Source organism: Streptomyces sp. WZ-12 (genome assembly GCF_028898845.1).
GTDB lineage: Bacteria > Actinomycetota > Actinomycetes > Streptomycetales > Streptomycetaceae > Streptomyces.
Window position 1 is genome coordinate 7,936,217 of the sequence record NZ_CP118574.1, and the last position, 17,004, is coordinate 7,953,220.

The 17,004-nt window shown below is 73.1% G+C and carries 15 protein-coding genes and 1 pseudogene; 9 read left to right on the forward strand and 7 right to left on the reverse strand.

All coding sequences use genetic code 11. The features are described from left to right. Positions 1-9 precede the first annotated feature (9 nt). From PV796_RS34750 to PV796_RS34775, 6 genes are all read left to right on the forward strand, one after another. Positions 10-951, forward strand: coding sequence for an ABC transporter permease (locus PV796_RS34750; RefSeq protein ID WP_274917712.1), 942 nt, complete (start codon positions 10-12; stop codon positions 949-951). Then, positions 948-3,161, forward strand: coding sequence for an ABC transporter ATP-binding protein (locus PV796_RS34755; protein ID WP_274917713.1), 2,214 nt, complete (start codon positions 948-950; stop codon positions 3,159-3,161). Before PV796_RS34750 ends, PV796_RS34755 begins: the two co-directional genes overlap by 4 nt. Positions 3,162-3,261: 100 nt before the next feature. Beyond that, positions 3,262-4,185 carry a MetQ/NlpA family ABC transporter substrate-binding protein gene (locus tag PV796_RS34760; protein ID WP_274917714.1) on the forward strand — a complete coding sequence of 308 codons (924 nt, stop codon included), beginning with the start codon at positions 3,262-3,264 and terminating at the stop codon, positions 4,183-4,185. 23 nt (positions 4,186-4,208) lie between these two features. After that, positions 4,209-5,045 (forward strand): methionine ABC transporter ATP-binding protein, encoded by an 837-nt coding sequence (locus tag PV796_RS34765; protein ID WP_342456939.1) that lies wholly within the window; start codon positions 4,209-4,211, stop codon positions 5,043-5,045. Then, positions 5,042-5,707, forward strand: a complete 666-nt coding sequence (locus PV796_RS34770) for a methionine ABC transporter permease (RefSeq protein WP_274917715.1) — start codon at positions 5,042-5,044, stop codon at positions 5,705-5,707. The genes PV796_RS34765 and PV796_RS34770 overlap by 4 nt, the downstream gene beginning before the upstream one ends. 195 nt (positions 5,708-5,902) lie before the next feature. Beyond that, the gene (locus PV796_RS34775; RefSeq protein ID WP_274917716.1) at positions 5,903-6,397 is read left to right on the forward strand and encodes a hypothetical protein; all 495 of its coding nucleotides are present in this window, start codon (positions 5,903-5,905) and stop codon (positions 6,395-6,397) included. Positions 6,398-6,500: 103 nt separating this feature from the next. Here the strand turns inward: PV796_RS34775 and PV796_RS34780 are convergent, their stop codons facing one another. The 4 genes from PV796_RS34780 to PV796_RS34795 all read right to left on the reverse strand — a co-directional run bounded on the left by PV796_RS34780 (position 6,501) and on the right by PV796_RS34795 (position 10,491). Then, positions 6,501-7,256, reverse strand: coding sequence for a dienelactone hydrolase family protein (locus PV796_RS34780; protein ID WP_274917717.1), 756 nt, complete (start codon positions 7,254-7,256; stop codon positions 6,501-6,503). Between the two features lie 181 nt (positions 7,257-7,437). Continuing rightward, positions 7,438-8,184 (reverse strand): NUDIX hydrolase, encoded by a 747-nt coding sequence (locus PV796_RS34785; protein ID WP_274917718.1) that lies wholly within the window; start codon positions 8,182-8,184, stop codon positions 7,438-7,440. A gap of 264 nt (positions 8,185-8,448) precedes the next feature. Next, complete coding sequence (locus PV796_RS34790) at positions 8,449-9,108, reverse strand: hypothetical protein (RefSeq protein WP_274917719.1); 660 nt, start codon at positions 9,106-9,108, stop codon at positions 8,449-8,451. Positions 9,109-9,591: 483 nt separating this feature from the next. After that, positions 9,592-10,491: a LysR family transcriptional regulator gene (locus PV796_RS34795; protein ID WP_274917720.1), complete on the reverse strand. Its 900-nt coding sequence runs from the start codon at positions 10,489-10,491 to the stop codon at positions 9,592-9,594. Positions 10,492-10,585: 94 nt separating this feature from the next. Here PV796_RS34795 and PV796_RS34800 point away from each other — a divergent pair. Further along, positions 10,586-11,316, forward strand: a pseudogene (locus PV796_RS34800) (CTP synthase C-terminal region-related (seleno)protein). Positions 11,317-11,519: 203 nt separating this feature from the next. Here PV796_RS34800 and PV796_RS34805 read toward each other — a convergent pair. Beyond that, complete coding sequence (locus tag PV796_RS34805; protein WP_274917721.1) at positions 11,520-11,882, reverse strand: 5-carboxymethyl-2-hydroxymuconate Delta-isomerase; 363 nt, start codon at positions 11,880-11,882, stop codon at positions 11,520-11,522. Between the two features lie 250 nt (positions 11,883-12,132). Between PV796_RS34805 and PV796_RS34810 the strand changes: the two genes are divergently transcribed. Together PV796_RS34810 and PV796_RS34815 are read left to right on the forward strand one after the other, a co-directional pair. Beyond that, positions 12,133-13,764, forward strand: coding sequence for an amidohydrolase (locus PV796_RS34810; RefSeq protein WP_274917722.1), 1,632 nt, complete (start codon positions 12,133-12,135; stop codon positions 13,762-13,764). Between the two features lie 317 nt (positions 13,765-14,081). Further along, positions 14,082-15,731 (forward strand): hypothetical protein, encoded by a 1,650-nt coding sequence (locus PV796_RS34815; RefSeq protein WP_274917723.1) that lies wholly within the window; start codon positions 14,082-14,084, stop codon positions 15,729-15,731. 65 nt (positions 15,732-15,796) lie between these two features. Here the strand turns inward: PV796_RS34815 and PV796_RS34820 are convergent, their stop codons facing one another. Then, positions 15,797-16,333 carry a hypothetical protein gene (locus PV796_RS34820; protein WP_274917724.1) on the reverse strand — a complete coding sequence of 179 codons (537 nt, stop codon included), beginning with the start codon at positions 16,331-16,333 and terminating at the stop codon, positions 15,797-15,799. A gap of 198 nt (positions 16,334-16,531) precedes the next feature. Continuing rightward, the gene (locus PV796_RS34825) at positions 16,532-16,912 is read right to left on the reverse strand and encodes a hypothetical protein (RefSeq protein WP_274917725.1); all 381 of its coding nucleotides are present in this window, start codon (positions 16,910-16,912) and stop codon (positions 16,532-16,534) included. Positions 16,913-17,004: the final 92 nt, after the last annotated feature.

Consider the following 17,004-nt stretch of genomic DNA (forward strand, 5'->3'; position numbering starts at 1 on the left):
GAGCCGCACATGAACCGCGTCGCCCTGCACCGCTTCGTCCGCAACCCCAACGCCGTCCTCGGCGCCGGCCTCCTGGTGTTGCTCTTCGTGCTCGCCTTCGCCGGCCCGTACCTGACGCACTGGAGCCACACCGACGTCGACTACACCGCCCTGCGCCAACCACCCTCCGCCGCACACTGGTTCGGCACCAACAGCATCGGCCAGGACGTCTACGCCCAGGTGCTGCGGGGGCTTCAAAAGTCCCTGTTGATCGGCCTGTTGGTCGCCCTCTTCGCCACCGTCCTGGCCTCCCTCGCCGGTGCCTGCGCCGGCTACTTCGGCGGCTGGACCGACCGGCTGACCACCCTGCTGATCGACCTGCTGCTGGTCTTCCCGGCCTTCCTGATCATCGCGATCGTCTCGCCCCGGCTCCGCTCGGCGAGTTGGCTGTCCTTCGTCGCCCTGCTGGCCGCGTTCGGCTGGATGCTCACCGCCCGCGTGGTCCGCTCGATGACGCTCTCGCTGAAGGAACGCGACTTCGTCCGCGCGGCCCGCCTGATGGGCGTCCACCCGCTGCGCATCATCGTCCGCCACATCCTCCCCAACGTCGCCTCGTTCCTGATCGTCGACGCCACCATCGCGGTCGGCGGCGCGGTGATGAGCGAAACCGGCCTGTCCTACTTCGGCTTCGGCGTGCAGCCACCGGACGTCTCCCTGGGCACCCTGATCGCCGACGGCACCGGGGCCGCCGTCACCTACCCCTGGATGTTCTTCTTCGCCGCCGGACTGCTGGTGCTGTTCGTCCTCGCCGTCAACTTCCTCGGCGACGGGCTGCGTGACGCGCTGGACCCGACCTCGGACCGGGCGCGACGACGGCGCACCGACCGGCGGCCCCGCCGCCGCACACCCCGCCGAGCCCACCAGGGCCACCAGCAAGGGCATCCCGCCCCGGAAGGGAGCGTACGAGCATGACCGCGCAGCCGACTGCACAGCCCACCCGAACCGCATCGCCGGCGGACCCCCAACCGCCCGGTGACACCGACGCCGTGCTCCGCATCCGCGATCTGCGCGTCGACTTCGACGGCCCCCACGGCCCCGCCCCCGCCGTGCGCGGGGTGGACCTCACCCTGCACCGCGGCGAGGTCCTGGGCCTGGTGGGGGAGTCCGGCTCCGGCAAGTCCACCGTCGCCCTCGCCGCCATGGGCCTGCTGCCGGACACCGCCCGGACCACCGGCTCGGTCACCCTCGGCGGCACCGAACTCGTCGGCGCCACCGACGCCGCCCTCTCCGCACTCCGCGGCCGCCGCATCGGCATGGTCTTCCAGGACCCGCTCTCCGCGCTCACGCCCGTCCATCGCGTCGGCGACCAGATCGCGGAGGCCATCCGCACCCACCACCACGTTCCCCGCGCGCACGCCCGCCGCCGGGCCGTCGAACTCCTCGACCTGGTCGGCATCCCCGACCCCGCCGCCCGCGCCGCGGCCTATCCGCACGAGTTCTCCGGCGGGATGCGCCAACGCGCCCTGATCGCCATGGCCATCGCCAACGAGCCCGAGGTGCTGCTCGCCGACGAACCCACCACCGCCCTGGACGTCACCGTGCAGGCCCAGGTCCTCGACGTGCTGCGCACCGCACAGCGCGCGACCGGCGCGGCGCTGCTGCTGGTCAGCCACGACCTGGGCGTCATCGCCGGGATGGCGGACCGGGTCGCGGTGCTGTACGCGGGCCGGGTGGTGGAAGCCGGGCCGGCCGCCGAACTGTTCGCGACGCCCCGGATGCCGTACACGATGGGCCTGCTGGGCGCGGTTCCGCGACTGGACGAGGAGGAGGACGGGGGAGAGGGGGCGTCGTCCACCCGAGCTGAGGATCTATCAACTCGCCCTCGACGGACGCCACTTATTCCGATACCCGGCTCCCCTCCCGCGCCGTACGAGCTGCCCGCCGGGTGCGCCTTCGCGCCGCGCTGCCCGCTGGCCGACGATGCCTGCCGGACGGCCGAGCCGGCGCTGTTGCCGGTCGGTGCGGGACGGGCGGCGGAATCCCAGCACGCGGCCTGTGTGCAGGCGGACCGGATCGCCGAGCGCGGGCTGACCGCCACCGACGTCTACCCGCAGCCGGCACCGTTCGCCGCCGGATCGGTGCCAACCCCGGCCCCGGATCCGGACGAACCCGCCGCCGTCCTCAAGGTCTCCGCCCTGGCCAAGACCTTCCCCGTCTTCAAGGGCGGGGCGTTCCGGCGCCGGGTCGGGAGCGTGTACGCCGTCGACGGCGTCGAGTTGGACCTCCGGCGCGGCGAGACGCTGGGGCTGGTCGGCGAGTCGGGCTCCGGGAAGTCGACGGCCCTGATGGAGATCCTCGGCCTGACCGCGCCCGAGGGCGGCACGGTGGAGGTGCTCGGCCAGGACACCAGGAGCCTGGACCGGGCCGCGCGCAAGCGCCTGCGCGGCGAGGTGCAGATCGTCTTCCAGGACCCGCTGTCCAGTCTCGACCCCCGGCTCCCCGTCGGGGAGATCATCGCCGAGCCGCTGCGCGCCCAGGGCGCCGACCGGGCCCATATCGCCGCCCGGGTACCCGAGTTGCTCCGCCTCGTCGGGCTCTCGCCCGAGCACGCGGACCGCTATCCGCACGCCTTCTCCGGCGGCCAGCGCCAGCGCATCGGCATCGCCCGCGCGCTGTCGGTGGAGCCGCGCCTGCTGGTCCTGGACGAGCCGGTCTCCGCGCTCGACGTCTCCGTACAGGCGGGCATCCTCAACCTGCTCGCCGAACTCCGCGCCGCACTCGGCCTGTCGTACCTCTTCGTCTCGCACGACCTGTCGGTGGTCCGGCACATCGCCGACCGGGTGAGCGTCATGTACCTGGGCCGCACCGTCGAACACGGCCCGGTGGAGCGGGTGTTCGGCGCACCCCGCCACCCCTACACCCGCGCGCTGCTCTCGGCGGTGCCGCTCCCGGACCCGGTGCGCGAGCGCCACCGCGAACGCATCCTGCTCGCCGGCGACCCGCCGAGCCCCACCCAGCGGCCCACCGGCTGCGGCTTCCGCGGACGCTGTCCGCTGTACGCGGCGCTGTCGCCCACCCGCGACGCGGACCGCCGCGCCCGTTGCGAGCGGGAGGCCCCGGCGCTGACCCCGACCGGCCCCGAACGGGCCGCGGCCGCCTGCCACTTCACCGACCAGCCGTAACCGTCGCGGCCCGCACGCCCACCCGCCAGACCGGGCGCCGCCGCCCCACAAGGGCCCGGCGGCCACCCCAACCCACCACCCGAGGGAACGACCGACCACCATGCACCACACGACCACCACCGCACCGCCCCCAGGCACCAGACGCCCCACCGCGCCGCGCCGCCGCGCGCTCCTCGCGGGCGCCGTCGCCACCGCCCTCGCCCTCCTCGTCGCCGGCTGCGGCGCCGCCGGCTCCCAGGCCCACCGCGTCCGGGTCGGCGTGAGCGGCGACTCGACCGAGTGGGACGTCCTGGCCAAGGAGGCGAAGAAGAAGGGGCTGGACGTCGAGGTGGTGCCGTTCGACGACTACTCCCTGCCCAACAAGGCGCTCGCCGCCGGCGACATCGAGCTGAACGCCTTCCAACACCTGGTGTTCCTGGCCCAGTCCAACGCCGAGAACGGCACCGACATCGTGCCGCTGGCCCCCACCACCGTCGTCCCGATGGGCCTGTACGCCAAGAAGGTCGGCACGTTGGCCGACCTCCCGGACGGGGCCCGGATCGCCCATCCCAACGACCCCGCCAACGAGGGCCGGGCGCTGCGGCTGCTGGCCCGGGCGAAGCTGATCACGCTGAAGCCCGGCACCGGGCTGTTCGCCACCGCGGACGACATCGCCGCCAACCCCCGCCACCTGCGGTTCACCCCCGTCAACGCGCAACAGACGCCCCGCCTGCTCGCCGACGTGGACGCCGCGGTCATCAACGACGGGGTCGCCAGCCTGTCCGGGATCCGTGCGGACACCGCCCTGTTCAAGGACGATCCGCACAGCCCCGACATCCGCCCCTACCTCAACGTCATCGCCGCCCGCGCCGCCGACAAGGACAACCCGGACTACGCCGAGGTCCTCAAGCTCTACGCCAGCAAGCCGGTGCAGGACGAGGCCCGGCGGACCTCCAACGGCACCGCCGTCCACCTCGACCTCTCCGCCGCCCAACTGGCCGCCGAACTGTCCCGCGTCGGGCGCCAGCTCAAGGGGGCGTCGTGACCGCCGGCCCGGAGGAGTCCACCGTGCCCGGACCCATCATCCAACTCCGCGGTGTCAGCAAGGAGTTCGCCGGCGGAACGGTCGCCGTCGACCGCGTCGACCTTGACGTCGAGGCCGGCAGCGTCCTCGGTGTCGTCGGCCACAGCGGCGCCGGCAAGTCCACCCTCCTGCGGCTGATCAACCTGCTGGAGGCGCCCACCACGGGCACCGTCACCGTGGACGGCCGGGAACTCACCGCGCTCGGCGCCCGCCCGCTGCGCGCCGCCCGCCGGGACATCGGCATGGTCTTCCAACAGTTCAACCTCTTCCGCTCCCGCACCGTCCTCGGCAACGTCGGCTATCCGCTGCGCCAGGCCGGCGCCTCCCGGGCCCAGGCCAGGGAACGGGCCGAGGAGGCGCTGCGCTTCGTCGGGCTGACCGACCAGGCCCGGCGCTACCCCGAACAGCTCTCCGGCGGCCAACGCCAACGCGTCGGCATCGCCCGCGCGCTCGCGACCCGCCCCCGGGTGCTGCTCTGCGACGAGGCCACCTCGGCGCTGGACCCGCAGACCACCCAGGAGGTGCTGGCGCTGCTGCGCCGGGTCAACGACGAACTGGGCGTCACCATCGTGCTGATCACCCACGAGATGGAGGTGGTGCGGGCGGTCTGTGACCGGATGGCCGTACTGGACGCCGGCCGCATCGTGGAGGACGGACCGGTGCGCGAGGTGTTCGCCGCGCCCCAACACCCCACCACCCGGGCGTTCGTGCGCAGCGCGGTGCGGGCGTCGCCGCTGCTGGACCTGCTCCCCGAGGCGCTGCGCAGACACGGTGTGGACGAGGCGGTCGCCGCCTCGGTGTTGGCGGAGGTGGGCGCGTGATCCAGCAGGACTGGAGCCTGCTCTGGCCCAAGATCGTCGACGCCACCGGCGAAACGCTCTACATGGTGCTGGCCACCCTCGCCCTCTCCGGAGTGCTCGGCCTGGTCGTCGGGCTCGCGCTCTACGCCACCCGCAAGGGCGGCGTCCTCCAACAACGGGCCGTCTTCGTCGTGCTGAGCACGTTCGTCAACATCGTCCGGCCGGTGCCCGCACTGATCGCGATCGTCGTACTGTCCCCGATGACAAGGGAGTTGATCGGCACCGCGGTGGGTACCGACGCGGTGATCTTCCCGATGACGGTGATCGCGACGTTCGGCGTGGCTCGCATCGTGGAGAGCAATCTGCTCGCCGTGGAACCGGGCGTCATCGAGGCGGCCCGCGCGATGGGCACCGGCCCGGTCCGGATCCTGCTCACCGTGCTGGTGCCGGAGGCGCTGGGGCCGTTGATCCTCGGCATGACCTTCATGCTGGTGGCGCTGATCGACTTCTCGGTGATCGCCGGCACGGTGGGCGGCGGTGGCGTCGGCAACCTCGCCATCACCCACGGCTATCTGCGGTTCGACACCCGGGTGATGGTGGTGACCGTCGTCATCCTCATCGCGCTGGTCCAGGCAGCGCAGTTGCTCGGGAACGTGCTGTCGCGCAAGGTCCTCAGGCGCTGAGTCCGGCGGCGGAACCGTCGTCCGGCGTCGGGGGTGCCGGGGCGCCTCAACGCCCGTGCCACGGCCCCGAACACGGGCGCCGACCGGGTCTCGGATAGCCTGACCGCTGCCGTGGCGCGGGCGGCCCCGGCCCCGCCTTCCCGAGCCGGGCGGGGCCGCCCGACAGCCCACCGATCGCCGACCACAGAGGGAGACATGCGCAACAAGCACCGACTGGTAGGCGCCGGACTGGCGGCGTTCCTCATGGCCGGACTGGGCGCGTGCGGCACCGGCGGTGGCGGGCAGAGCGTCCTGCCGCACCGGGACCCCGTCACGGGGCTGCGGGCCGGCGTCCGCCACGTCACCAGGCAGACCGCCCTGGCCACCCGTCCGCACCAGGTCACCACCTGCACCCCGGGCACCCGACGCGTCAAACACACCAAGCGCAGCGGCAAGAGCAAGAAGACCTGGTACAGCACCGAGCACTACCAGGACTGCCACCAGACCGTGCGGGGCACCGAGCGCTACCGCCGGGAGATCCGACCGGAGCGCTGGTGCGTACGACTGGACGACGTCAACGGCGACCGGCGCAAGAACGGCGTCTGGTTCGCGGTCGACTCCGACACCTATCACCGGGCCGTCAACGCCAAGGACCACGCCCGGTTGCGGTTCACCCCGACCGACAGCGGGAGTGCGACCGGCTGCCGGTAACCGCGACGGACGGCCGGCGGCCGGGCCGTCATCCCGACCACCGGCCTCGGCGCCGCCGCGCCTCAAGTACGCGGCGCCGCCCCGTAGTTAGCGCATTGCGACCTCAGAGCGTCCGCCCGAAGAGGTCCAGCAGCGCCCGCCAATGGCGCTCGGCCGCCTCGGCGTTGTACATGGCGGTGTCGGTCTGGGTGTACCCGTGCTGGGCGCCCTCGTACAGTTCGCTGCGGTAGCGCGCCCCCGCCGCGTCCAACGCCCGCTCCAGGGCCGCGATCTGCTCCGCCGGCATGGAGTGGTCGTGGTCGGCGTGGCCGAAGTACAGCTCGGCGGTGATGCGGTCGAGGGCCCGGTGCGGGCTGTCCTCGGCGTCGGTGGCCAGATTGCCGGCGTGGAACGCGCCGGCCGCCGCGATCCGGTCCGGGTAGGCGGCCGCGGTGCGGACCGCCAGCACGCCGCCCATGCAGTAACCGGTGGCGCCCACGGGGCCGTCCGCGACCAGGGGCGAGGCGGCCAGCCAGTCGAGGTACGCGCCGGCGTCCCGCATCGCCAGCTCGGGCGTGAAGGACTGGATGATCGGCATGATCTTCTCGAAGATCTGCGGGCGCTCGGCGGGGTTGATGTGCTCGGGCAACTCCACCACCGGGGCCCGGCCGGCGCGGTAGAGGACGTTGGGCACCAGTACCGTGTAGCCCTGCCCGGCCAGTCGCCTGGCCATCTCCTCCAACGCGGGTCGCAGCCCGAAGGCGTCCATGTAGAGCAGGACCCCGGGGTGGGGCGCGCCGTCGTCGGGGTGGGCGAGATAGGCGTCGGCGGTCCCGTCCGGTGTGGGAAGGTCGATCGATTCACCCTGCACGTTGGTCATCTCCGCACCTTTCATCAGGCATCCGGGCGGTACGCGAGGAGCGACCGCCCACCCGCCGACCGCCATGGTCGACGGATCTTCACACGGTAACCCCTCCTCACCCCCGCCTCCCTCGGGCCAGGGCGGCGGAACAGACACGGGACTACCCGGGCGGACGGCCGGATTCGCGCCGCGCGGTCCCTCAGGAACGGCCGTAGCGGTGCACGACCGGCGCCAGATAGGTGGCGCACGTCTCGCCCAAGCGGGCCAACTCCTCCGCCGAGCCCACCAGTTGGACCCGGTCGAACTCCGCACCGCGCCCCCGCTCGGCCTCCGCCGACACCAGGGCCGCATGGCGTTCGCGCAACCCTCGCGCGGGCCGTTCGGGGGCCCGGAACACCACCCCGACGCTCCCGCGCGCACCCCGCAGCACCAGCCACAGGGCCAGGTCGTCGGGCGGCGTGTCGACGCCGGTCTCCTCGGCCAGTTCGCGGGCGGCGTGCCATTGGAGCGCGGCGGTGTCGAGGGGCTGGTGGGGAGCGGGCGGTTCGATGGAGCCGCCCGGCAGTTGCCAACGCCCGGGCGTGGCCGTCCAGGAGGCCATGCGCCCCACCAGCAGCCGCCCGTCCTCGGCCGGCTGCACGACGGCGACGAACAGGGCCGGCAGACCAGGCGTCGCGCCCGGGCCGCGGCGGCGGGCGTAGCGCCGGTAGGTGGTGCGGGCCCAGGAGACGGTCACGTCGTGCGGGCCGGTCCGCGTCAGCCGCGTGCAGGCCACCACGGGCCCGTCGAAGAGGTCCGGATTGGCCCGGACCGCCTCTTCCCAGGCGTGGTCCACGGCCCGCCGTTCTTCCGGCGTCTGAGGCGGCACCGGCGCCTCGACCAGGCGGATCCGGTGCACCTCCTGGGTCTCTACGGCGGGGTGCCCCGGCGGCGGCTCGGTGGTCATGGGGTCAGCTCCGCACCGTTGTTGGCTGCCTGTGCCCGTCCATGCGTCCAGGATCGCCCACCCGGCCACCGTTCGTCGGAAGCCCGGACGCTGCGGCGTGCCTGTTGTGTGAGCCGCGCCAGGCATGGCGGGCACGGCTGCGCGGGCGACCTGTGTCGAGCTCAAGTCCCTTATGTATCAGTTCAGTTGGCCACTACAAGGCGGCCGTGCGGGCCCGTCGAGGATCGAGGACGGGCCCGCACCCAGAGCGTGTCCGGAGATGCCTCAGGTCGCCGCGTAGGTGCCCCGGCCAGGGCGCGTGACCAGTTCCGTCTTCTTCACGGCCCGGTCCAGGGTGTTGCGCACGGACTCGATCTGGCCCGGCGTGGCTTCCCGGCCCAGTGCCGCGTTGATGTCCCGCGGACGCATCGGAGTGCCGGCGTTCTTCAAGATCTCCAGCGCGGAGTCCAGCAGGCTGTTGCCGGCGTCCTTGGTCGCCGCCTGCGGCTCGGCCGCGGCCTGCTTGGTGGCTGCCTGCTTCGCCTTGGGCTTCGCCGCCGCGGCCTTCTTGCCGGCCGTCTTCTTCGCCGTGCGGCGCTTGGTACGCGTTGAGGCGGCGGCCCGCGGCTGCGGGACGGAGGCCGTGGCGTCCGCCTCGACGGCCGCTTCCGGTGCCGGCTCGGCCTCGGCGGCCTGGCCCTTGCCGGACTCCTCCGACGCCGCGGCGGCCGGCAGTTCGCCGGCGGTTGCGGCGACGGCAGCCGGCTGCCTGTCGGGGAGCGCGTCGCCGGTCAGCACGCGCAGGCCCTCCAGGGCGTTGCGGGTGGAGGTCACCCGGTGCGCCAGGGAGTCGAGTTGGTCGCGAAGTGCGCGCTCCTGCTCTTCGAGCTGCGGCAGTACGCCTTCGAGATTCTGGATCGTCTGGTGGAGAACGGAGTCAGTCATGTGCTTCCTAACCTCACGGGGGAATGAGATTCCAGTCACCATACGCCCAACGACCGCAACACGGGAGAGGGGACGGCCTTGTAGTGAAGAACTACATGCACGTAAGGACCTGCTGTTTTGCCCGAACGCGCCGATCCCGACTGCCGGAAGCGCTCGGGGCATAGGCCCGGCAGGCGCCTGGGAAAGGCCGTGCCGAGTCCGATTTCCGCTGGTCGGAAGGGTGTTGGGTGCCTGAATGGCTCGCCTGGACGCGGCCGACGGCGCGAGGTGGAGCCGCCCGCGCACCAGTTGGCCTGGTCCGTAAGGGGCTCAGGCGTGCGAGGTGTACGTCCAGGGTGTGCGATTGCCCCAGCTCAGATGCCGACTGTGGTCCGCGGCCCGCCGAGGCGCCGCGTCGGGGTACGGCGCGGGAGCACAACGGGCGCTGCCCATCGCCGCGTTGGGCGCAGCGGACCTCTTGAGAACGGCCGCGGTCGCGCCCCGTCAGGCGCCGTCCGCCGCCCGACCGGTGACCAGGTCGACCAACTGCCTGGCGGGGGCGGAGGGATGAACGGGGTGGACGAGTTCGGTGCGGTGCACCAGGCGCGGTTCGGCGACCGGTACGGCAGTGACGCCGGGGAGCATGGCCGCCATCGACCAGGGCAGCGCGGCGAGGCCGTGGCCGGCGGCAACCAGTGCGGCGAGGCCGTGCAGATCGGTCCCGCGGTGGCGGAGCCTGGGACGGAAGCCCTCGGTGCGACAGACGGCGCGCAGCCGATCGAGCGGAACGGCGGTGTCCGGGGCGTCGATCCAATGTGCCTGGGCCAGGTCGGTCAGCCGCACGGAACGGCGCGGGGCCAGCGGATGGCCGTGCGGAAGGGGCACGGCCAGGCGCTCCTCGGCCACCGCGAGGGTGGTGGTGGGGCCGAGGTCGGGCATCGGGAGCGGGTCGCTGGGGGCGGCGGCGCCGTCGACGAGGCCGAGGTCGGCGCGTCCGGTGACCACCTCCGCCAACACCGCGTCCCGGCCGAGGACTCGAACCTCCAGGTCCAGTCCGACGGAGTCGGCGCGCAGCGCGGCGAGCGCCCCGGCCACGACCGGGCCGAGCGCGGCCGGCGAACAGGCCAGGGTCAGTTGGCTGGGCCGGGCCCGGTGCAGGCGGGCGAGGTCGGCGCGGGCGGCGTCCAGGCGCAGGAGCAGCGCGGGGGCGTGTTCCAACAACCGCACGCCGGCCGGCGTGGGCGCCACCGGCCGCCGCTCGACCAGCCGGGCGCCCAAGTCGGCCTCCAGGGCGGCGATGTGTTGGGAGACCGCGGACTGGGTGTAGCCGAGCGCGGCGGCGGCGCCGGAGAAGGAGCGGTGGTCGAGGACCGCGACGAAGGTGCGCAACAGGTGCGGGTCCATGCGCCGCAGTATCCCACGCGCATCAGCAACGCTTATCCGCCGTGCAGGAATCATCGTTGGACCTGATCCTGCCGCGCACACCAGGATGACCTGCATGAACGACACCGCACCGAGCGCGCCCGGCGCGCGCCTCGCCCTCGTCGGCGACCGCTCCGAGGCCGTCCGCTCGCACGCCCGCATCCCCGTCCTCCTCGAAACCCTGCGCATCCGCGACGGGTTGGACCTGGACGCCTACTGGATCCCCACCGAGGACGCCGAGGAGGACCTGACCGGCTTCGACGCGATCTGGGTCCTGCCCGGCAGTCCCTACCGCAGCGAGGCCGGCGTGCTGGCCGCGATCCGCTCGGCCCGCGCGAACGGCATCCCCTTCCTGGGCACCTGCGGCGGTTTCCCACACGCCCTGTTGGAGTTCGCCCGCAACGTGTGCGGCCTGGCCCGCGCCGGCCACGCCGAGAACACTCCCGGCCCCGCAGACGAGGACGCGCTGGTCATCCCGTTGGCCTGCTCACTGGTCGGCCACGAGGGCACCGTGCACGTCACCGCCGGCTCCCGGGCCGCCCAACTCCTCGGCGCCGACCGCACCCAGGCCCGCTACCACTGCAACTACGCCCCAACCCCCGCCACTTGGACCTGCTGCGCCGACACGGCCTGGCCTTCACCGGCACCGACGACTCCGGCGAGGTCCGCATCGCCGAACTGCCCGACCACCCCTTCTTCCTCGCCACCCTCTTCCAACCCGAACTCCACGGCGACGGCACCCGCCCCCACCCACTGATCACCGGCCTGGCCACGGCGGCCGTCGAGCACGCACGGGTCCGGGCCTGATGACCGGGGTGGCTGCGCCAGGCACGTCCGCCCCGTCGGCCCAGCCCAGCGGCAGGCAACATTCACCCTGCCCAGCAGCAGGTCGCTCGCTCATCGCGTGAGACCGCTGCGTGCCCGGTGGGAGACGCCACCGAGCCTGGCTGCCGCCGTGCCCACCTCGCCAGTCCGGACGGATTGCCCGGCAGCCTCCGGGCGAAAGCTTCCTAGCCGCGCGACGGTGCCAGGCGGTACGAGTCGGCCAGGTCGCGGACCTCCACCGACGTCACCACGTCGTGCGCGTCGTGCCCGGGCAGGTGCTTGCCGAGCAGGGCGAGCACGTCCTCCGACAGCCGGCCCTTCAGCTCGTCCGGGCGTCCCGGCAGCAGCCCCACGGCCACGTGCACGAAGGCCGCCTCCCCCGCCTCCCCGTCGCCGACGTAGGTGTCCGCGGCCGCGCGGAAGAACGTCTTGCAGACGCCCGCCGAGCCGGTTTCCGCCAGCACCAGGGGGTGCAGTTCCCGTACGAAGGCCCGCCGGTCGAAGACGCCGGCAAGCTGGGCGGAGTAGTCGACGGTGATGTGGGGCATGGCGGAATGGACCTCTCGCGTACGTGTGCTCTATGCAGCTATCTTCCTCCATGGGGTCGGGCGCGGGGCGGGGAGCCCGGCCACCGGCTCCGCGCGGCGGGGTGCTAAGCCGCCTCCGGGTGAGCGTGCCGAGACGCTGCGGGGTGAGTAAGTTCCTTTCAGGCCAGAGGAGTTGTGCCGCTGGCCTGAGTCGTCCGTCGGGCGGAGGGCTGGATCTTCCGTCCGGCGGGGAGAAGGAGCACGCGCAGGCATGCAGTACGCAGATCTCGTCTTCACCGGCGGCACCGTGGTCACCATGGACCCCGGGCGAGCCGGCGCCACGGCCCTGGCGGTGTCCGGGGAACGGATCGTCGCCGTCGGCGGGCCCGAGGTGCGTGCGCTGATCGGGCCCGGCACGACGGTGGTCGACCTGGCGGGCCGGGCGTTGCTGCCCGGATTCCAGGACGCGCACGTGCACGCCGTGTTCGGCGGGTTGGAGCTGGGGACCTGTGACCTGACGGGGACCACGGAGCTCGCCGAGTACCGCCGTCGGATCGCCGCCTACGCGGCCACCCACCCGGACCGGCCGTGGATCACCGGCGGCGGCTGGTCACTGGAGAGCTTCCCGGGCGGCCTGCCGACCCGGCAGCTCCTGGACGAGGTGGTGCCCGACCGACCCGTCCTCCTGGTCAACCGCGACCACCACGGCGCCTGGGCCAACACCCGGGCCCTGGCCGCGGCCGGCGTGACCGCCACCACCCCCGACCCCGTCGACGGGCGCATCGAGCGCGAGCCCGACGGCACCCCCTCCGGCATGTTGCAGGAGAGCGCGGTCGAGCTCGTCGGCCGGGCGGCGCCCGCGCCCACCGACGACGACCTGCTGACCGGCCTGCTCCGCGCCCAGCGCCTGCTGCACTCCTACGGGATCACCGCCTGGCAGGACGCCCTGCTGGGCGCGTTCGCGGGCCACCCCGACGTCTCCGGCGCCTACCGCACCGCCGCCGAACGCGGTCTGCTGACCGCCCGGGTCAACGGCTCCCTGTGGTGGGACCGGGACGCCGGCGCCGAGCAGATCCCGACCCTCGTCGAGCGCCGCGCGACCCTGCGGCACGGGCGGTTCCGCGCCGACACCGTCAAGATCATGCAGGACGGGATCGCCGAGAACGGCACCGCCGCCATGACCGCCCCCTACAAGGACGCCTGCGGCTGCGCCACCGCCAACACCGGCCTCAGCTTCGTCGACCCGGTGGCGCTGCGCGACCACGTCACCACGCTCGACGGCCTCGACTTCCAGGTCCACTTCCACGCCCTCGGTGACCGCGCCGTCCGCGAGGCCCTCGACGCGGTCGAGGCCGCCCGGCGCGCCAACGGCCCGCGCGGCAACCGGCACCACCTGGCCCACCTCCAGGTCGTCCACCCCGACGACGTGCCGCGCTTCGCCGAACTGGCGGCGATCGCCAACCTCCAGCCGCTGTGGGCCGCCCACGAACCGCAGATGGACGAGCTCACCCTCCCGTTCCTCGGCGACGGGCTGGCCGCCCGCCAGTACCCGTTCGGCGACCTGCACCGCGCCGGGACCCGGCTGGCCGCCGGCAGCGACTGGCCCGTCAGCTCCGCCAACCCCCTCGAAGGAATCCACGTCGCGGTCAACCGGATCGTCCCGGGCGGCGACCTGCCCCCGTTCCTCCCCGAGCAGCGCCTCGACCTGACCACCACCCTCACCGCCTACACCGCCGGCTCCGCCCACGCCAACCACCTCGACGACACCGGCGTACTGCGCCCCGGCCACCTCGCCGACCTGATCGTCCTCGACCGCGACCCGCACGCCGTGGCTCCTTCCGCGCTGGCGTCGCTGCGGGTGGAGGCGACGTACGTGGGCGGCGAGCGCGTCTTCGGCGACTGAGCGGAGCCCCGCGCGCACGCGGGGGCCGGCGAGTGCGCCCACGCATCGAGGACCACGCACTCACCCGCGCACGGCGGGACACGGTTCCGCTACGAGAAGTTCGGCTTCCGTTCCACGGCGCCCGCGTCGAGGGGGACGGCATGCTTCCTGCGATCGGGCGGGCCCGATTCCCGTGAACTGCCGGTCGTGGACGGCAAGAAGGGGCGCACGGCGGGACTTTCGGCCGACACGGTACGGAAATGTCCGATGCGCCCCGACCCGGCAAAGAACCGACAGCCGATCCCTCGTCCGGGCCCCCGCATGAGTAGGGTGCATCCATGCAGACCAGCGGGGAGGAACAGCGCGGCCACGTGCTGCTGATCGCGGGGGCCAGGGCCACCCACCGGCGCACCGTGCAGGTGATACCCAGCGCCAACCTGGCGGCGTTGACCGCCGTTCCCGTGCCCGTGCTGCTCGGAAGTACCCTGCCGGCCGACCTCGTCCACCTCGACGGCGCGCGCGATCAGAACACCCTGCTCATCAGGTTGCGGACCGCCGCCGCGGCGTCCGGGCCCCTTCTCATCTATCTCGCCGGCCAGTTGACCGTCGACCGCAAGCACCACCGGCTCCACCTCGCCTCCGCCGGCACCACGGCCGCCACCACGCGCTACACCGCCCTCCCCTGGGAATGGCTGCGCAACGAGCTGCGCCAACGCCGCGGCCCCACCACCGTGCTGCTCGACACGGCCGCCGACAAGGGCTCTTGGGCGGTGCTCAAGGAACGCGGCGGACTGCCCGAGATCAACGCCGAGGTGTACGGCGTCGTCACCCCGCCCGGCCTCGCCGGAACGGCCGACGGCATCAGCGTCTATACCCAGCATCTGATCGACGTGCTGCGCAACGAGCCCGAACGCCCCCAGAACGCCCGGCTGCACGCGCTGACCGTGGCCGCCGCCGCGATACCGCCCGGCACGCTCGTCCTGCCCAACACCCCGCAGCTCGCGCCCCCGCGCTCGTCCGACGACACCGCGGAGACCCGGCCGAGGGCACCGATCAAGCGACTGCTGTCCGGCGACCGCGCCGCCCCCCGCCGCCGGGAGGCCGAGCCCGCGCCCGCCCCGCCGGCCCTCGACCACTTCCCGCCACTTCCCACGACCCCGGGCTACGCGGCGGGGCAACCCGCCTACGACTCCCAGCAGTTGCCGCCGCAGCAGCCGGCCGCGCCGAGCCCGTTCCCCGCCCAGACACCGTGGCCGACGCCGCTCCCGCTGACGTCGACGCCCATGCCCACCCCCACCGCCGGTCCGGTCTACACCCCCACCCCCCTGGAAGCGAGCCCATCCCCAGCGGCCCCGCAGCAACAAGACTCCGCCCCGAACCCGTATCTGACCCCGGCACCGGACCAGTCAACTCCCCTGGCCCGCCCGGAACTTCCGTGCCAGCCCACGGCGACCCCGCCCGCACCCCCGAAAGCGGAACCGTCGCCGTCCCCGGCAGCGTCCGCCCCACCAACCTCCCCCACACCCGCTCCCGCTCCCGCGAGTGCCCCCGACCCCAGGCCGCTCATCTGGCAGGCCGCCCAGGCCGGCCGCCACGACCAGGCCGCCGAAATGGCCGCGTCCTGGGAACAACAGGCCCTCCAGCGCTACGGGTACAACTCGCCGCAGGCCACGCAATGGGCCGAAATCCGGGCCGACCTCGCCCGCATCGCGGGGCGTTGGCCACGCGCCACCCAGTTGTGGGTGGCGGCCGCCCGCACCCGACTGGCCCATCAGCCGCCGGACTCCGCCGAGGTCCTCAACGCGGCCCGCGGCGCGCACTATTGCTGGAACCAGATCACCGACACCGACCAGGCGATCGAGACCGGCCCCGAGCTGATCAACCTGCTCCGCCAACTGCCCGCGCTCGACCCCCGCCACGTCTACACGGCGCAGACCCGACTCCAGTATCTTCACCAGTCACCGTCCGGACGCGACGCGCGCGGTTGAGCGCTCGCCCGCAACACGGACCGGGCCGAACAGGAGGGAGGAGACGGGATGTTGACGGACGGTCATCACTGCCCGCCGGTCAGATGGGCGTCCACGATGGCACCGTTGGAGACGGTATAGGTCCCTGAATAGACCTTCACCGAGCCGTCGTTCTGGAGCGCACGCACCACCGCACTGACCTCTCCGGCGTTCGTGCCGCCGCTCGTGCTGTCAACGGCGCTCACGGTGATCTGACTGGTGCTGCCGTAGCCCGCGACCCAGTCGCCGTAGTTGGCCCCGCCGATGTTCTTGCCGCCGAGCTCCCAAGCCGCCGCGAAATCATGGGCGTTGATCTCCCGGTAGAACCTCTCGACGATCCCGCTGGGGGTGTCTGGGGAGGGGGACGGTGACGGCGGGGACGCGGACGAGGGGGAGCCGGCAGGGTCGCCCGGGGCGGTGTACGGGGTGGGGGTGGGGGTCGGATCGAGGCCGGGGGCGGCGGGCGGTGCAGTGCTCGGCGAGGGGTAGTCGGAAGCGGGGGAGGAGCGGTCGGAATCGGCCCGGAGGATGAGGAATTCGGCCCCGCCACCGACGAGGAACAGGGCCAACAGCAGCCATGGCAACCACCGGGGGAGCATGGTGGACCCGACCCGGATGTAGCCGGGCGCGGGGGACCGGTCGGGTTGGTGGGCGGCACCTCGTGATGCATTGGCGCCCCAGGTGCCGCTCGTACCCCGCGTCCGCGGCGTACCGCAGCGGGGGCAGGAGGACGCCGTGCCGGCGGGGTAGGGCGCACCGCAGTGGAGGCAGGACGGCATGCTCTACAGCCCGTGGATCGCTTGCTCGATCGTCACCGCCAACGAGGCCAGGGCGGTGAACCGCGGTACGGCATCCACCAGTGACCTGGCGAAGAACTTCAGCTTGCCCCGGCGCGGCGACTCCGAGGCGAGTTCCTCGCGGGCGTCCTGCGCCGCCTCAACCAGATCGTCCCGCTCGGGATGGTCGGATTCCCTTAGCTGCTCGATGAGTTGGGCGAGGAGCTCGCCGATCTCCTGGGGCGACCGCGGCCGGCCGTCGTCGCCCTCCGCCCCCACACTGACGTGATGGACCTCGGCCTTGGAGTTCTCCCCGCTGGCGACGGCGTTCCCGACGACGTTCGCACCGCCACCGGCAACGATTCCACCGTTGTTCTTCCGCTGCATGTCCGTTCCGCCTCCCTGTCCTCGTGAGGATGCCTCAACCAGGAAAATGCCTGGCGCAGACCGACCGGATCAGTCCGCTCGGTTGGATCGCT

Excerpts from the sequence above, each read along its gene's own strand:
- PV796_RS34750 (WP_274917712.1), top strand. The coding sequence starts at position 10 with ATGAACCGCGTCGCCCTGCACCGCTTCGTCCGCAACCCCAACGCCGTC.
- PV796_RS34755 (WP_274917713.1), top strand. The coding sequence starts at position 948 with ATGACCGCGCAGCCGACTGCACAGCCCACCCGAACCGCATCGCCGGCG.
- PV796_RS34760 (WP_274917714.1), top strand. The coding sequence starts at position 3,262 with ATGCACCACACGACCACCACCGCACCGCCCCCAGGCACCAGACGCCCC.
- PV796_RS34775 (WP_274917716.1), top strand. The coding sequence starts at position 5,903 with ATGCGCAACAAGCACCGACTGGTAGGCGCCGGACTGGCGGCGTTCCTC.
- PV796_RS34780 (WP_274917717.1), bottom strand. The coding sequence starts at position 7,256 with ATGACCAACGTGCAGGGTGAATCGATCGACCTTCCCACACCGGACGGG.
- PV796_RS34785 (WP_274917718.1), bottom strand. The coding sequence starts at position 8,184 with ATGACCACCGAGCCGCCGCCGGGGCACCCCGCCGTAGAGACCCAGGAG.
- PV796_RS34790 (WP_274917719.1), bottom strand. The coding sequence starts at position 9,108 with ATGACTGACTCCGTTCTCCACCAGACGATCCAGAATCTCGAAGGCGTA.
- PV796_RS34795 (WP_274917720.1), bottom strand. The coding sequence starts at position 10,491 with ATGGACCCGCACCTGTTGCGCACCTTCGTCGCGGTCCTCGACCACCGC.
- PV796_RS34805 (WP_274917721.1), bottom strand. The coding sequence starts at position 11,882 with ATGCCCCACATCACCGTCGACTACTCCGCCCAGCTTGCCGGCGTCTTC.
- PV796_RS34810 (WP_274917722.1), top strand. The coding sequence starts at position 12,133 with ATGCAGTACGCAGATCTCGTCTTCACCGGCGGCACCGTGGTCACCATG.
- PV796_RS34815 (WP_274917723.1), top strand. The coding sequence starts at position 14,082 with ATGCAGACCAGCGGGGAGGAACAGCGCGGCCACGTGCTGCTGATCGCG.
- PV796_RS34825 (WP_274917725.1), bottom strand. The coding sequence starts at position 16,912 with ATGCAGCGGAAGAACAACGGTGGAATCGTTGCCGGTGGCGGTGCGAAC.